Source organism: Ochrobactrum sp. AP1BH01-1 (assembly GCF_018066705.1).
Taxonomy (GTDB): domain Bacteria; phylum Pseudomonadota; class Alphaproteobacteria; order Rhizobiales; family Rhizobiaceae; genus Brucella.
Map to the genome: position 1 here is coordinate 555674 of NZ_JAGPOU010000003.1, position 13811 is coordinate 569484.

Consider the following 13811-nt stretch of genomic DNA (forward strand, 5'->3'; position numbering starts at 1 on the left):
AGTTGTCATCTATTCAATGATCTAAAGTCAATCGCCTCTATATTTCATAGTATCCGTATTTTAAAAGTAACGCCCAGATTTTTGTGTATCTATTGAGTGTCCGGCGATCTGATATTTCTGATGTATTTTATCTATATGATCTTTAACCCATGATCTTTATAGAATAATATTGCTGACCGGATGAAAGTGCGAATGTGCCAAAATCCTTTCTTTGATGTATTGCCACCGGAGTGGATTAGTCGTACCGCTGGAACATAAGCGATCTGCGAAAAGCTATGGACTCTGAGAGATAGATCGAAATCTTCAAAATAGAGAAAATATGAATCCGAGAACCCCCCGGTCTCTATTATTGTTTGGCTCCTAAAAAACATGAGGCACCCACTAACTATCGGGGGGTTCCAATAAACATTATTTTGTGTCTCTGTCTGCATTTCATAACGTTGCAAACGCTTTTTGAAGAATGTTCTGATTATTTTGGGAGCAAATCCTCTTAAGAAAAGATCGAATACCGATGGGTATCTTTTACATAGATATTGGCGCACTCCATCTGGCCACTCAGCATACGGGCTAATTAATCCGCACTTCTGGTTAGCATTCATAAATGCAACAGCATTTGCGAGCGCCTCTGGATGTAACTGAATGTCCGGATTCAGAATTAGATGAAATTTTCCCAACGTATCTAATGCAAGATTATGTGCCCGACCGAATCCAATATTTCCGTGCCCATGGAGTAAACGAATAGGAAGATGTCGGTAGTTTTCCGCTAGAAATATTGAAACAGAATTACCAGCAGAATTATCAATGATTGTTAATAAAAAGGAGCATTTCTCAATTTTCTTGAGAGCTATTGTCAGACTGTCGAGAGTTTGGCGCAATTCGACAAAATTGGGATCAAACGTCACGACAGAAATTGTTAACAACGGCCGATCATTGATTGAGACGCATTCATTCATTGATTTTTCTACCTTGTCGATGGTTAACATAGGAGTTTCTGTTTGGAAATCGACGAATGCCATTGTGCGGTTTACATACCGTTTTTCTTTGTGGGTATCTGCTTTTTTTAGTGCGTCGCCAAATCGAAGCCACGGTGTTAATGCAGATGTATTCGTCTGAAAAGTGCAAGAAGTAAGATGCAGGGAAGCGAAATCGTATGAAAGGCATTATACTCGCGGGTGGCAGCGGCACTAGACTCTATCCGTTGACCATTGCTGTTTCCAAACAGATTCTCCCAATTTACGATAAGCCGATGATTTATTATCCGCTCAGCGTGCTTATGCTTGCGGGTATTCAAGATATTCTGATTATTTCGACTCCGCACGATTTGCCCCTCTTCCAGAAATTGCTCGGTGATGGCCACGAGTTCGGATTGCATTTCACATATGCTGAACAAGCGCATCCGAACGGCCTCGCGGAGGCTTTTATCATCGGTAGAGAGTTCATTGGCAACGACAGCGTGGCCATGATCCTTGGCGACAACATCTATTTTGGCGATGGTCTGTCGCACTTGTCACAACTTTCCTCCCGGCCAATGAAAGGTGGAACTGTTTTTGCTTATCGCGTGGATGATCCGAAACGCTATGGTGTGGTAGAATTTGATAGCAATACTGGACAAGCAATCTCGATTGAAGAGAAGCCGGAAAAGCCAAAGTCTCATTGGGCAGTCACAGGGCTTTATTTTTACGACAATCAGGTGGTCGATATTGCACGTTCGATTAAGCCGTCCGCCCGTGGCGAACTTGAAATCACCACGGTGAATAACGTGTATCTCGAACGCGGAGAACTGAACGTTCAGCGCTTTGGTCGCGGCTATGCTTGGCTTGATACGGGTACACATGACAGCCTCCACGAAGCGTCGTCATTTGTTCAGACTATAGAAAAGCGTCAGGGCATTAAAATAGCTTGTCCAGAGGAAATCGGTTTGGATAAAGGGTGGCTGAGCAGTGAAGCTGTGCTCGAACGCGCGGCCAAGCTTGGTAAAACTGAATACGCTGCATATCTTCGTCGCCGTGTTGCAGAATTAGGAAAAGATTGATGCGAGTTGGTGCATTAGGTTTAGACGGCGTTTTCGAGGTCAGCCCGCGTAAATTTGGTGATGACCGAGGTTTTTTTTCCGAGACCTATAATGCCAAAACATTCGCTGAAGCTGGGATTGATCTGACTTTCGTTCAGGACAATCATTCTTATTCGGCCGCCAAGGGCGTTGTGCGTGGGCTTCATTATCAGTTGCCGCCATTTGCACAGGATAAACTGGTGCGTGTTACACGTGGTGCAATTTTGGATGTTGCGGTTGATATCCGCAAAAGCTCGCCAACATTCGGGAAGTGGGTCGCGCTGGAAGTTTCAGCCGAAAAGTGGAACCAGATTCTTGTGCCCAAGGGCTTTGCCCACGGTTTCATGACGCTCGTTGAAAACACCGAAGTTATCTACAAAGTCACGGATTACTATTCGCCGGAGCATGATCGCTCGATCCGTTTTGACGATCCGGCTATCGGTATTGAATGGCCACTTTCTTCTTCAGGCGTCCAGCTTTCTGACAAGGATCAGAAGGCCCCGCTTTTTGCTGACGCAGAAGTTTTTGCTTGAGGAAATGATATGAATATTCTCGTCACTGGCGGTGCAGGCTTCATCGGTTCGGCGGTATGTCGTCATCTTGCCGCTGATCCGAAGGTCAATGTTCTCAATCTGGACAAGCTGACCTATGCGGGCAATCTCGCATCGCTGCGTCAGATCGAAAACCACTCGAACTACAGCTTCCTGCAGGCTGATATCTGCGACGACACGAGCGTTCTGGAAGCATTGCGCGCCCACGAAATCGATGTGGTCATGAATTTGGCGGCGGAAAGCCACGTAGACCGTTCAATTGATGACCCGGGTGCATTCGTCGAGACGAATATCGTGGGAACGTTCCGTTTGCTCAATGCGGCGCTTGCTTATTGGAGAGAACTGCCGGAGTCGCGCAAGTCGAACTTCCGCTTTCACCATATTTCAACTGATGAAGTGTTCGGCGACTTGCCGTTCGACAGCGGCATTTTCACGGAAGAAACGCCCTATAAGCCATCGTCGCCCTATTCGGCATCGAAGGCTTCTTCCGATCATCTGGTCCACGCATGGCATGAGACCTATGGTTTGCCGGTGGTTCTGTCGAACTGTTCGAACAATTACGGGCCATTCCATTTCCCGGAAAAGCTCATTCCACTTGTCATTTTGAATGCGCTCGATGAAAAGCCGCTACCAGTTTATGGGGCAGGGGCGAATGTGCGCGACTGGCTTTACGTCGAGGATCACGCCCGCGCACTGGCTTTGGTCGCGACGACCGGGAAGATCGGCGAAAGCTACAATATTGGTGGGCGTGCGGAGCGTACCAATCTGAGTGTCGTTGAAACGATCTGTTCCATTCTCGATAAGAAGCGGCCTCGCGCAAACGGCAAGAACTATGCTGATCTGATAACCTTCGTGATAGATCGACCCGGCCATGACCGCCGCTATGCAGTTGACGCTTCGAAGATTGAGCGCGAATTGGGCTGGAAGCCGCAGGAAAGTTTCGAGACGGGATTGGAAAAAACCATTCAATGGTATCTCGATAATGCATGGTGGTGGGAGCCGATCCGCAGCGGTACATATGCTGGTGAACGTCTGGGCAGCACGTCAGTAAAAGGGGCCAAGGCATGAAAATCCTTGTCACCGGGCGGGAAGGGCAGGTTGTTCAGAGCCTTCTTGAGAAGGCGGTTCAACGTCCCGATCTGGATGTGATTGCGTTGGGTCGTCCGGAACTGGATCTGGCAAAGCCGGGCACCGTGCACGGTGCCATCGCGGCGATCAAGCCCGATCTCGTCGTGTCGGCCGCTGCATACACTGCGGTGGATCTGGCCGAGGATGAAAAGGCACTTGCGTTTGCGGCGAATGCCGCTGGCGCTGAAGCAGTTGCTGAAGCTGCGAAGGCCTGCGGTGCTCCTGTCATCCATCTGTCGACTGATTATGTTTTTGCGGGCGACGCTGACGAACCGTACATTGAATCGGATGCTACCGGACCTCGCGGTGTTTATGGAAGCTCCAAGCTTGAAGGCGAGCGTCTGGTTGCACAATCCAATCCGCAACACATCATTATGCGAACGGCGTGGGTCTATAGCCCCTTTGGCAAGAATTTCGTCAAGACGATGTTGAAGCTTGCGGAGACACGTGATGCTCTCTCGGTTGTTTCCGATCAATGGGGTAATCCGACCAGTGCTCTTGATATCGCCGACGCGATTATCCAGGTCGCCGACCATTTGGCGGCTACGCCAGAGTTTTCAGCTTACGGTGTTTATCATCTGGTTGGTACGGGCGATACAAACTGGAGTGGCTTTGCGCGCGCAATATTCAGTGAAAGCGCCATGCTCGGCGGGCCGACCGCAACTGTTGCGGATATTGCGGCAGCCGATTATCCGACCAAAGCGATACGTCCTGCCAACTCGCGCCTGTTGACCGCCAAATTCCAACAGGTGTTCAACTGGTCTGCACCGCATTGGCAGTCGTCATTACGGGATATTGTAACTAGACTGGTTTATACCAACGCTCACTGACTAAAACCGGTGCGCCCAATCTAGCAATCCAATTGACATGATGGATCGGCAATGAGCTGCGATCAGATAGATTACAGAACTCTACGAAAGTTCCATCTCAGCAGGAGATAGACTTGTAACGTTGGGCATATGCCGCCCATCTCCTATATGATAGTATATCCCCGGGACAAGGAATGCCCGCGACAATCCGGTATCCTGTATTGCAGCATTGACCTGCGATTCGTTAATGTATCGGCTAAATGGTCCTACATCGCGCCATAGGCTTGTTCGTAGCATTGCTGGGTTAAAGCTATGTCCGTACCAAGATTCTTCCTCTAATCTCCGAGCAAATCCACCGGATATAGGAACAGTAGGTCCAAATTTCCTTGATCGCCCATCGTGGGAACGAAGTGATCCACTCTGTCGCGCGCTCACAGAGCTAACATTAGGGAGCTCGGTGAGTGCGCTTCGCATAGTTGGGATGAAGGGAATGGGATCAAAGAACCAATCATCCTCGCAGTGAAAGATGAACTCAGTTTGAACATGATCATACATTTCATCGATAGAACGGTGTTGTCCGAACGGGGTTTGATGGTTGAATAGCCTACCTTTTGGCGCTAACTCTCTAATCACCGCATTTGTCTCATCATCATTGCGGTCATTTGTGAACAACATATCTGCGAAGAAGCGACCATTATATGGAAGCAACGATGTAAGTGTTTCCCGCAACAAATCAGGCCGTCCCCCTGCAGTAATGCATAGAGTAACATTTTGCATTTATAACCCCTACAAATTTTATATTATGACCCTTTTAGCCTAAGTTTTGGCTAGGTCAATCTGTATTAATTTTGCTGCATTTTATTATGCTCTGATGTGTGTCTGGAAAGTAAACACGGACGACATCACAGCCTGAAGCCGTGGGTTGCAAACGTTGGAGTCAGTCCACTATGTGTTAAGTCCATCATGTCATGGCTTGGGGGGCGGCTGTTTCGGCGTCTTAAATACGGCATATCGATAAAGAACGAAATTGAATATCATTGCTACGGCACTTGCTATTCCTAAAGATACCTGTGCGGAAGTAAAACTTAATCCAAAGTAATAAACAAACCAGTTTACAAGAAGCCCTATAAAGCTGGCACTTAAGTATGAAAATAACTGGTTTGGTATGGGGCCAATAGATTGGAACGTGATGCGCCTATTCAAAAAGAATGTAAGTAAAACGGCGCAGGAAAATGAAATGACACGGCCATAAATAGCTCCAGCGCCGAGTTGCAACATGATGGTTAGGATGGCTATATCGGTTATGAAGCCTAATCCTCCCACCAATGCAAACTTAATAATTACCTTCATTTCTTGGGGATTGCCAAAAAGGCAAGCTTCTTCTGATCGGACCGCATTCGTTGAACGAGGTCTAGTGTCAACCCGACGCCCGTGAGGATCACACTAATTAATCCTAAGAATCCAGCTAGAACAGCTGACGGTAACCGTTCAACCAATCCTGTCTCAAAGAAATCAGACACAACGGGCAGGCCTACAAAAAGACATATGAGTAAGAACAGGCCAGATAAGCTCGAAAAAAATAGTAAAGGCCTTTCAATCTGCACTAGACGAATAATCGTCAATAAAATTCTAAAGCCATCTTTATATGTTGATAGCTTGCTTATTGAACCTGCGGGCCTCTCTTTATATGGAGCTGATATCTCTGTAGCGGGAATGCCAAGCTCCAGCCCATGAACGAGGAGTTCCGTTTCAATCTCGAACCCGGATGAAGAAATTGGAAAAGATTTAACGAAACGGCGCGATAGGATTTTGTAACCGGACAGCATGTCGTGCAATTGCTTTCCAAATATTAGGCCAATAGCTCCTGTCAGCACCATATTACCCAAAACGTGGCCTCGGCGGTAGGCATCTGATACAGACGCGATACGCCGCACATTCAGAAAGTCGAGGTGGTCATCTTTAAACTGCTTTATGGCTTCAGCAGCCTTCGAAAGATCATATGTATCATCTCCGTCAACCATCAGAAATATTTCAGCGTCAATGTCTGTAAAAGCTCGACGTATTGCGTAGCCCTTTCCTTGCCGCAACTCCTTCCGAACATTAGCCCCAGCTGTGGCAGCTACGATTGAGGTATTATCGCTCGAGTTGTTATCATAGACAAATATTCCGGCGCCGGGAAGATAATTCTTGGCATCAGAAACAACCTTTCCAATGGTGATTTCTTCATTGTAGCACGGTATAATGACAGCAACATCTTCGAAATTTTTCACAGAAGAACCCCAACTGCGATAATGGACGTGGATACAAAGCCACCAGATATGACGGTAGCTCGGGTTCCTATAGCTTCTCTGCGCTCCCACCACAACAGCAGGGATGCAATAATCAGGTATGAAGACGGTAAAACATAGCGGAAATCAGATGCAACCCCGACGGGTAAGTATGCTCCGATGTACACCAGGGAAGCAAAAGAAAAACAGTTGATCAATTTTGCATTTGTATTTCTGCACGGTGCGCTCGCGATTAATAGCCCTGCAGAGAGGGCCAGCCAAATATACGGCATATGCCATGGCTGTCTTGGATGTGCCCCCATTAACTCTACATAGCTCTTGTGAATAATATAATCGCCTGGAAATTTCTCGTTCTGATAGCCCGGTTCAGTCCACGAAACGTAGCGGAAAGCTTCAAAATCGCCTACAAATCTAAGAAACTCATTAAAATACATTGCGCGGTGTTTAATGTAAGCAATGGGGTTTTCATATATCGCTTGAACCCATGCTGTTGTTAGGTTTTGCTTCCGAACTTTTTGATTGACGAAACCACATTCACCCCACGCATAGTTATCCCAAGACAGGGGGGTATAGCAGTCGTCTTCGATTTCTGTTTGCTCTTTGGCTGTCCACTGTCCCGGAATGTGATTTTTTCCTGTGAAGTAAGAAATTCCACCAAGGTCAAATATTTGCAGGGATGTGATGGGCCTCGTTTCCGCTGCCCTAAAGACCTTATGATTGATCGGCCCAGATATACCGATGGCCAACAGTGTAATGAGAGCCGCAGAAGTGACGCTTCGAATGGAAAATTTCCATCCCATTGTTAGGTAGACGATAATGGGTGCAACAATGAACGGCGCGTTTGTTCTTGAAAGAAGGGCGATGGTAATTAATATAACGAGTAGAAACAGTACAAATTTTCTATCTAATAAAGCACCGTTTTGGTCTGTTGTAGATATCAGAGCAATTATTGCTAGAAGTAGAACGGATAGAACAACATCTTTTACAGGAAATCCAAGTTGTCCTATGAACAATGGCGAGAAAAAAACTATCAAAAACACTGGTACTGATGCATACAGTGGCAAACGTTTTACGAGAAAAAATAAAGAGATTGCGGCAACGGTAAAATTTATTGAATAGAACCAATTGCCATTGCCCAAAAATAGATACTGCAGCCGCCATAAAAATGCCAACATAGGAGGGTGCCAATCAGTATATGTAGATGTGACAGCCTGCGTATACTGATCGAAGACATCAGAATATATGTATCCTGGGAAGAATGCATATATGCAGAAAGCAGCAGACGCCGTGGCTATGAGTAGCAAGAAAATATCTGTGTTTCGTGAGTGTGATTTCATCTACTAGCCCCCTATGTCGCAAAGCGATTCGGCTGATACTCCCTTAGATTGCAATGAGCAATAAAGACAATGCGAGATTTCACGTTTTCATACCGTTAAACTGAGACATACATATTGAATTGTCCGTCGCGTGGCGCGCTGAGGTGGCATTTTCAACGGCTATATATATATGAGGCAAGCCGCACGTCTGCTCGTTCACCTCACAATCAAGGAAAATGCACACACGGCTTGCGTCGGCTACGTACGGGTTCCGCAGTCAATATCTCAAATAACTGGGGATGATTTATATCGTCGTTCATAGGACTCTCCGCATGTTTCATGCGGAAATCGCCCATCGGAACGATTACTGATACATGGGACGGTTTACGCGTTTACATTTTCGAAGACCTTCTGCCAGAAAGATCATCGCGCAAAATATCCGAAATGAGGCGGCGACGGCGCATCCTAATGGATGTTCGCTGGATCGACTACGCACGTAGAAACTGAAAATCGGGAACCCTCGAGTCTCCAATTGTTAACGGTCTCGGATCGGAAGGACTGCAAATTCAGGCTTTTGGATAAGCTTGGCACTACTCCGGCATAATATTCCGCAAATGCTCGCCGATAGACCGCTCCACTGATGGGCGAATATCGCGACGCCACAAGGCGAAAGCGACATTGGCTTCGATGAAGCCCGCCTTGGAGCCGCAATCGAAGGTCCGCCCCTGATAGGTGAAACCGTAAAACTTCTGCGCAGCGGCCAGTTTGAGCATGGCGTCGGTCAGCTGGATTTCGTTGCCAGCCCCCTTTTCCTGCCTGCCCAGCAACTCGAAAATCTCCGGCTGGAGGATATAGCGGCCATTGATATAGAGATTGGACGGCGCGGTGCCTCTGGCCGGCTTTTCGACCATCTGCGTGATCTCGAAACCGTTGCCGACAGCGTTACCCTTGCCGACAATGCCATATTTATGCGCCTCTTCCGGGTCGCATTCCTGCACGGCAATGACATTATTGCCGGTCTTTTCATAAAGCTCGACCATCTCTTTCAGGCAGCCCTTTTTCGACTGCATCACCATATCGGGCAAAAGCAGTGCAAAAGGCTCATCGCCGACCAGTTCGCGTGCGCACCAGACGGCGTGCCCCAGACCCAGCGGCACCTGCTGGCGCGTGAAGCTCGTCGTTCCCGGCTGCGGCTGCAAATCCTGAAGATGCTCCAGTTCCGCCATTTTGCCGCGCTCGGCCAGCGTCGAATAGAGTTCCACCTGTGCATCGAAATAATCCTCGATGACGGACTTGTTGCGCCCCGTCACGAAGATCAGATGCTCGATGCCCGCTTCGCGTGCCTCATCGACCACATATTGGATAACAGGCTTGTCGACGACGGTCAGCATTTCCTTCGGAATGGACTTGGTGGCCGGCAGAAACCGGGTACCGAGACCAGCGACAGGAAAAACAGCCTTGCGGATTTTACGGATCGAACTCATTCATATCCCTAACTAAATCAGAACATGTAGCGATTAAAACGGACTAATGCCTGTAAAATAAACTGGATGCAACAGTGTACATGCGTGTTCACAGAAGTGGTTCGGTTTGTTAGAGCAGTATTGGAAAACAGACTAACCAAATTGCGAGGACATTTCAGAGAGAGTAGGTCAATAGCAGCAATCGACGGACGGGGCTTTGGGAACGTTAATTGTTGGTGAGAGAGACCGATGATGTGTGACCTGAGACCCGGTCACATCCTGTTTTCGGGCGCTTGACGCCGTGCGCCAACTGTAGCACAAACCTATGACACATTTGGCTAATGTGAAAAAATGATTTATTGAAATCATTGAGGAATTTGGTCTGGCTGGGAATCCAGGCGTTTGCCTGGAAACTTTTATGTGTCTTGCACCTGTTGCTCGCCCTTTCAAAATTTTGCATGCGCTTACGAAAATTTCATTCCGGCACTTCTCTGCGTTGCCCTTCCGTAAAGCTCGTCTCTACGAGAATAGGGTGTCAAAGTTTATGAGTCCGCGCCGTAGGTATTTGACCTGGGTGAAGTTTAGTGCTCGTGATATAGTCCGCAAAATTTCGCGGGGTCAGTCGTTGCTAATTTCAAAGAGTGAAGTTGTGCGATGCGTTGATAGACTGGAGTATTGGGGGGCGGGTAGACGAAACTGATTACGGAGATTGTATGAAAGGGATCATTCTCGCTGGCGGTAGCGGTAGCCGTCTCTTCCCTCTGACTATTGCAGTTTCTAAGCAACTTCTTCCGATTTATGATAAGCCGATGATCTATTATCCGTTGAGTGTTTTGATGCTGGCGGGGATCAGAGATGTTCTGGTTATTTCTACACCACACGATCTACCACTTTTCCGTAAGTTGCTCGGAGATGGTAGCGAATTTGGCATGGATTTTTCATTCGCGGAACAACCGCAACCAAACGGTCTGGCGGAAGCATTCATCATCGGTCGCCATTTTATCGGTAACGACAATGTGGCGATGATCCTCGGCGATAATATCTATTTCGGCGATGGCCTGTCCCATTTGTGCGAAAGCGCTGCCCGTCTTGATAAGGGTGGTTCCGTATTTGCGTATCGAGTGGAAGACCCCCAGCGCTATGGCGTGGTTGAGTTTGATAAGACAACCGGTAAGGCAATCTCCATTGAGGAAAAGCCGATCAAGCCCAAATCCTCCTGGGCGGTCACTGGGCTGTATTTTTACGACAATGAAGTCGTTGATATTGCCGCTTTGCTCAAGCCTTCCGCGCGCGGCGAACTGGAGATTACAGCCATTAACAATATCTATCTTCAGCGTGGCGATCTTACCGTCCAGCAGTTAGGACGAGGTTATGCCTGGCTCGATACTGGAACGCATGACAGCCTTCAGGACGCGTCGTCTTTTGTGCGCACAATTGAGAAACGGCAAGGCATCAAGATTGCCTGCCCTGAGGAAATCGGCTTTGAAAAAGGCTGGATCGATAGTGATACTGTTCTAGAACGGGCGGAAAAACTCGGCCAGACCGAATATGCGGCTTATCTGCGTCGTCGCGTCGAGAAAATCGGTAGCGAAAGATGATGGTTCACGCTTTGGAGCTTGCTGGTGTTTTTGAAATCATCCCGCGCAAATTCGGTGATGACCGTGGTTTTTTCTCCGAAACCTACAATGCGAAATCATTTGCCGAAGCCGGGATTGATCTGACTTTCGTTCAGGACAATCATTCTTATTCTGCCGCCAAGGGTGTCGTGCGCGGGCTTCATTATCAGTTGCCGCCGTTCGCGCAGGACAAGCTAGTGCGCGTCACGCGCGGTGCAATTCTGGATATTGCGGTCGATATTCGCAAAAGTTCGCCGACTTTCGGAAAATGGGTCGCGTTGGAAGTCTCGGCCGAAAAATGGAACCAGATTCTGGTGCCCAAGGGCTTCGCACATGGCTTCATGACACTCGTGGAAAACACTGAAGTTATCTACAAGGTGACGAATTATTATTCCCCCGAGCATGACCGCTCGATCCGGTTTGATGACCCGGCCATTGGTATCGATTGGCCCCTTTCTTCTTCAGGCGTCCAGCTTTCCGACAAGGATCGGAAGGCCCCGCTTTTGGCTGATGCAGAAGTTTTTGCTTGAGGAAATGATATGAATATTCTCGTTACCGGCGGCGCAGGGTTCATTGGTTCGGCGGTCTGTCGCCATCTGGCTGCTGATCCCAAGATCAATGTCGTCAATCTCGACAAGCTGACCTATGCGGGCAATCTGGCGTCTCTGCGCCAGATTGAAAATCATCCGAATTACAGCTTTCTTCAGGCCGATATTTGCGACGACGCAACCATTCTGGAAGCTTTGCGTGCCCACGAAATCGATGTGGTCATGCATCTGGCGGCGGAAAGCCATGTCGACCGTTCAATTGATGGTCCGGGTGCATTCATCGAGACAAATATCGTCGGAACCTTCCGCCTCCTCAATGCCGCACTTGCCTATTGGCGTGAACTGCCGGAGCCGCGCAAGTCGGCTTTCCGCTTCCATCATATTTCGACGGATGAAGTGTTTGGCGATCTGCCTTTCGACAGCGGCATTTTCACGGAAGAAACGCCCTATAAGCCTTCGTCGCCCTATTCGGCTTCAAAAGCAGCCTCGGATCATCTTGTGCGCGCCTGGCACGAAACCTATGGCCTGCCGGTGGTGCTCACCAATTGCTCGAACAATTATGGACCGTTCCATTTTCCGGAGAAGCTGATTCCGCTCGTCATTCTCAATGCGTTCGATGAAAAGCCGCTGCCGGTTTATGGGGCAGGGGCGAATGTGCGAGACTGGCTCTATGTCGAGGATCACGCGCGCGCCCTGGCATTGGTCGCGACAACTGGCAGGCTCGGCGAAAGCTACAATATCGGCGGACGCGCAGAGCGCACCAATCTGAATGTGGTGGAAACGATCTGCGCTATCCTCGACAAGAAGCGGCCTCGCGCAAACGGCAAGAGCTACGCCGATCTGATAAGCTTCGTGACAGATCGTCCCGGCCATGATCGCCGCTATGCGATTGACGCTTCCAAGATTGAGCGTGAGCTTGGCTGGAAACCGCAGGAGACCTTTGAGACGGGATTGGAAAAAACCATTCAATGGTATCTCGAAAATACATGGTGGTGGGAACCGATCCGCAGCGGTACCTATGCTGGTGAGCGTCTGGGCAGCACGCCAGCGAAAGAGGTCAAGGCATGAAGATCGCTGTGACCGGGCGGGAAGGGCAGGTTGTCCAGAGCCTGATTGAGAAGGCAGCCCAACGCCCCGATCTGGAAGTGAATGCGCTGGGACGCCCGGAACTCGATCTGACAAAGCCGGAAACAGTGCATAGTGCCATTGAGGCGATCCAGCCCGATCTCGTTGTCTCCGCCGCCGCTTACACGGCGGTGGATCAGGCAGAGGATGAGCAGAAACTTGCCTTTGCGGTGAATGCTACTGGCGCTCAAGCAGTTGCCGAAGCGGCGAAGACTTGTGGCGTTCCCATCATCCACCTGTCCACGGATTATGTTTTTGCGGGTGACGCTGACGAACCCTATGTTGAAACGGATGCCATCGGCCCTCGCAATGTCTACGGAAGCTCCAAGCTTGAAGGCGAGCGTCTGGTTGCGCAGGCCAATCCACGGCACATCATTGTGCGGACGGCTTGGATCTATAGCCCTTTCGGCAAGAATTTCGTCAAGACGATGCTGAAGCTCGCGGAAACGCGTGACGTTCTCTCGGTCGTTGCTGATCAGCAGGGCAACCCGACCAGCGCACTCGATATCGCTGACGCAATTATCCGGGTGGCAGACCATTTGGCGGCCACGCCGGACTTTTCAGCTTATGGTATTTATCATCTGGCGGGAACGGGTGACACGAACTGGAGCGGCTTTGCGCGCGCTATATTCAGTGAAAGCGCCAGGCTTGGAGGTCCGACTGCGACTGTCTCGGATATTACGACAGCCGATTATCCAACCAAGGCCGTGCGCCCCGCTAACTCGCGCCTGTCGACGGCCAAATTCCAGCGGGTGTTCAACTGGTCGGCCCCGCATTGGCAGTCGTCACTGCAGGGCGTTGTGTCCCGGCTGATTTAGTTTCACAGCCAGTAAGGGCGCAAACAGCAATTATTAACGCAGTCTGCGTTAAGGATTTGAAATTGCCTGCCTATACGGATTATGACCCACAATAAGGTG

Annotated in this window: 14 protein-coding genes; 8 read left to right on the forward strand and 6 right to left on the reverse strand. The window is 49.0% G+C overall.

The genetic code is table 11. The features are described from left to right. Window positions 1–131 precede the first annotated feature (131 nt). Window positions 132–983, reverse strand: a complete 852-nt coding sequence (locus J9800_RS13270) for a glycosyltransferase family protein (protein ID WP_286191722.1) — start codon at window positions 981–983, stop codon at window positions 132–134. A gap of 167 nt (window positions 984–1150) precedes the next feature. On the opposite strand from J9800_RS13270, the gene rfbA (J9800_RS13275) reads away from it, so the two are divergent. The 4 genes from rfbA (J9800_RS13275) to rfbD (J9800_RS13290) are packed head-to-tail and all read left to right on the forward strand — an operon-like array spanning window position 1151 to window position 4559. Then, on the forward strand, window positions 1151–2032 hold the full coding sequence (gene rfbA / locus J9800_RS13275; protein WP_210845791.1) for a glucose-1-phosphate thymidylyltransferase RfbA: 882 nt from the start codon (window positions 1151–1153) through the stop codon (window positions 2030–2032). Next, window positions 2032–2583 carry a dTDP-4-dehydrorhamnose 3,5-epimerase gene (rfbC, locus tag J9800_RS13280; protein ID WP_210845793.1) on the forward strand — a complete coding sequence of 184 codons (552 nt, stop codon included), beginning with the start codon at window positions 2032–2034 and terminating at the stop codon, window positions 2581–2583. The genes rfbA (J9800_RS13275) and rfbC (J9800_RS13280) overlap by 1 nt, the downstream gene beginning before the upstream one ends. Before the next feature lie 9 nt (window positions 2584–2592). Next, window positions 2593–3669, forward strand: a complete 1077-nt coding sequence (rfbB, locus tag J9800_RS13285) for a dTDP-glucose 4,6-dehydratase (protein ID WP_210845795.1) — start codon at window positions 2593–2595, stop codon at window positions 3667–3669. Beyond that, complete coding sequence (gene rfbD / locus J9800_RS13290; protein WP_210845797.1) at window positions 3666–4559, forward strand: dTDP-4-dehydrorhamnose reductase; 894 nt, start codon at window positions 3666–3668, stop codon at window positions 4557–4559. Before rfbB (J9800_RS13285) ends, rfbD (J9800_RS13290) begins: the two co-directional genes overlap by 4 nt. 81 nt (window positions 4560–4640) lie before the next feature. Here rfbD (J9800_RS13290) and J9800_RS22215 read toward each other — a convergent pair whose 3' ends face one another. The 5 genes from J9800_RS22215 to galU form a co-directional block, all read right to left on the reverse strand. Next, window positions 4641–5315, reverse strand: a complete 675-nt coding sequence (locus J9800_RS22215; protein ID WP_210845798.1) for a glycosyltransferase — start codon at window positions 5313–5315, stop codon at window positions 4641–4643. Between the two features lie 189 nt (window positions 5316–5504). After that, window positions 5505–5888: a GtrA family protein gene (locus tag J9800_RS13300; RefSeq protein WP_210845801.1), complete on the reverse strand. Its 384-nt coding sequence runs from the start codon at window positions 5886–5888 to the stop codon at window positions 5505–5507. Beyond that, entirely contained in the window at window positions 5885–6808 is a 924-nt protein-coding gene (locus J9800_RS13305) for a glycosyltransferase family 2 protein (RefSeq protein WP_210845803.1), read from the reverse strand. Before J9800_RS13305 ends, J9800_RS13300 begins: the two co-directional genes overlap by 4 nt. Then, complete coding sequence (locus J9800_RS13310; RefSeq protein ID WP_210845805.1) at window positions 6805–8163, reverse strand: hypothetical protein; 1359 nt, start codon at window positions 8161–8163, stop codon at window positions 6805–6807. Before J9800_RS13310 ends, J9800_RS13305 begins: the two co-directional genes overlap by 4 nt. Window positions 8164–8732: 569 nt before the next feature. Continuing rightward, complete coding sequence (galU, locus tag J9800_RS13315; RefSeq protein WP_210845807.1) at window positions 8733–9626, reverse strand: UTP--glucose-1-phosphate uridylyltransferase GalU; 894 nt, start codon at window positions 9624–9626, stop codon at window positions 8733–8735. Window positions 9627–10318: 692 nt separating this feature from the next. Between galU and rfbA (J9800_RS13320) the strand changes: the two genes are divergently transcribed. From rfbA (J9800_RS13320) to rfbD (J9800_RS13335), 4 genes are read left to right on the forward strand one after another with little or no spacing between them, the layout of a single operon-like run. Next, complete coding sequence (rfbA, locus tag J9800_RS13320; RefSeq protein ID WP_210845810.1) at window positions 10319–11203, forward strand: glucose-1-phosphate thymidylyltransferase RfbA; 885 nt, start codon at window positions 10319–10321, stop codon at window positions 11201–11203. Further along, window positions 11200–11751, forward strand: coding sequence for a dTDP-4-dehydrorhamnose 3,5-epimerase (rfbC, locus tag J9800_RS13325; RefSeq protein ID WP_210845812.1), 552 nt, complete (start codon window positions 11200–11202; stop codon window positions 11749–11751). Before rfbA (J9800_RS13320) ends, rfbC (J9800_RS13325) begins: the two co-directional genes overlap by 4 nt. 9 nt (window positions 11752–11760) lie before the next feature. Beyond that, window positions 11761–12837, forward strand: coding sequence for a dTDP-glucose 4,6-dehydratase (gene rfbB, locus J9800_RS13330; RefSeq protein ID WP_210845814.1), 1077 nt, complete (start codon window positions 11761–11763; stop codon window positions 12835–12837). Continuing rightward, on the forward strand, window positions 12834–13712 hold the full coding sequence (gene rfbD / locus J9800_RS13335; RefSeq protein WP_210845817.1) for a dTDP-4-dehydrorhamnose reductase: 879 nt from the start codon (window positions 12834–12836) through the stop codon (window positions 13710–13712). Before rfbB (J9800_RS13330) ends, rfbD (J9800_RS13335) begins: the two co-directional genes overlap by 4 nt. Window positions 13713–13811: the final 99 nt, after the last annotated feature.

Coding starts and splice junctions, on each gene's coding strand:
- J9800_RS22215 (WP_210845798.1), bottom strand. CDS start 5,315: ATGCAAAATGTTACTCTATGCATTACTGCAGGGGGACGGCCTGATTTG.
- rfbA (WP_210845791.1), top strand. CDS start 1,151: ATGAAAGGCATTATACTCGCGGGTGGCAGCGGCACTAGACTCTATCCG.
- rfbC (WP_210845793.1), top strand. CDS start 2,032: ATGCGAGTTGGTGCATTAGGTTTAGACGGCGTTTTCGAGGTCAGCCCG.
- rfbD (WP_210845797.1), top strand. CDS start 3,666: ATGAAAATCCTTGTCACCGGGCGGGAAGGGCAGGTTGTTCAGAGCCTT.
- galU (WP_210845807.1), bottom strand. CDS start 9,626: ATGAGTTCGATCCGTAAAATCCGCAAGGCTGTTTTTCCTGTCGCTGGT.
- rfbD (WP_210845817.1), top strand. CDS start 12,834: ATGAAGATCGCTGTGACCGGGCGGGAAGGGCAGGTTGTCCAGAGCCTG.
- J9800_RS13300 (WP_210845801.1), bottom strand. CDS start 5,888: ATGAAGGTAATTATTAAGTTTGCATTGGTGGGAGGATTAGGCTTCATA.
- rfbC (WP_210845812.1), top strand. CDS start 11,200: ATGATGGTTCACGCTTTGGAGCTTGCTGGTGTTTTTGAAATCATCCCG.
- J9800_RS13270 (WP_286191722.1), bottom strand. CDS start 983: ATGTTAACCATCGACAAGGTAGAAAAATCAATGAATGAATGCGTCTCA.
- rfbB (WP_210845814.1), top strand. CDS start 11,761: ATGAATATTCTCGTTACCGGCGGCGCAGGGTTCATTGGTTCGGCGGTC.
- rfbA (WP_210845810.1), top strand. CDS start 10,319: ATGAAAGGGATCATTCTCGCTGGCGGTAGCGGTAGCCGTCTCTTCCCT.
- rfbB (WP_210845795.1), top strand. CDS start 2,593: ATGAATATTCTCGTCACTGGCGGTGCAGGCTTCATCGGTTCGGCGGTA.
- J9800_RS13310 (WP_210845805.1), bottom strand. CDS start 8,163: ATGAAATCACACTCACGAAACACAGATATTTTCTTGCTACTCATAGCC.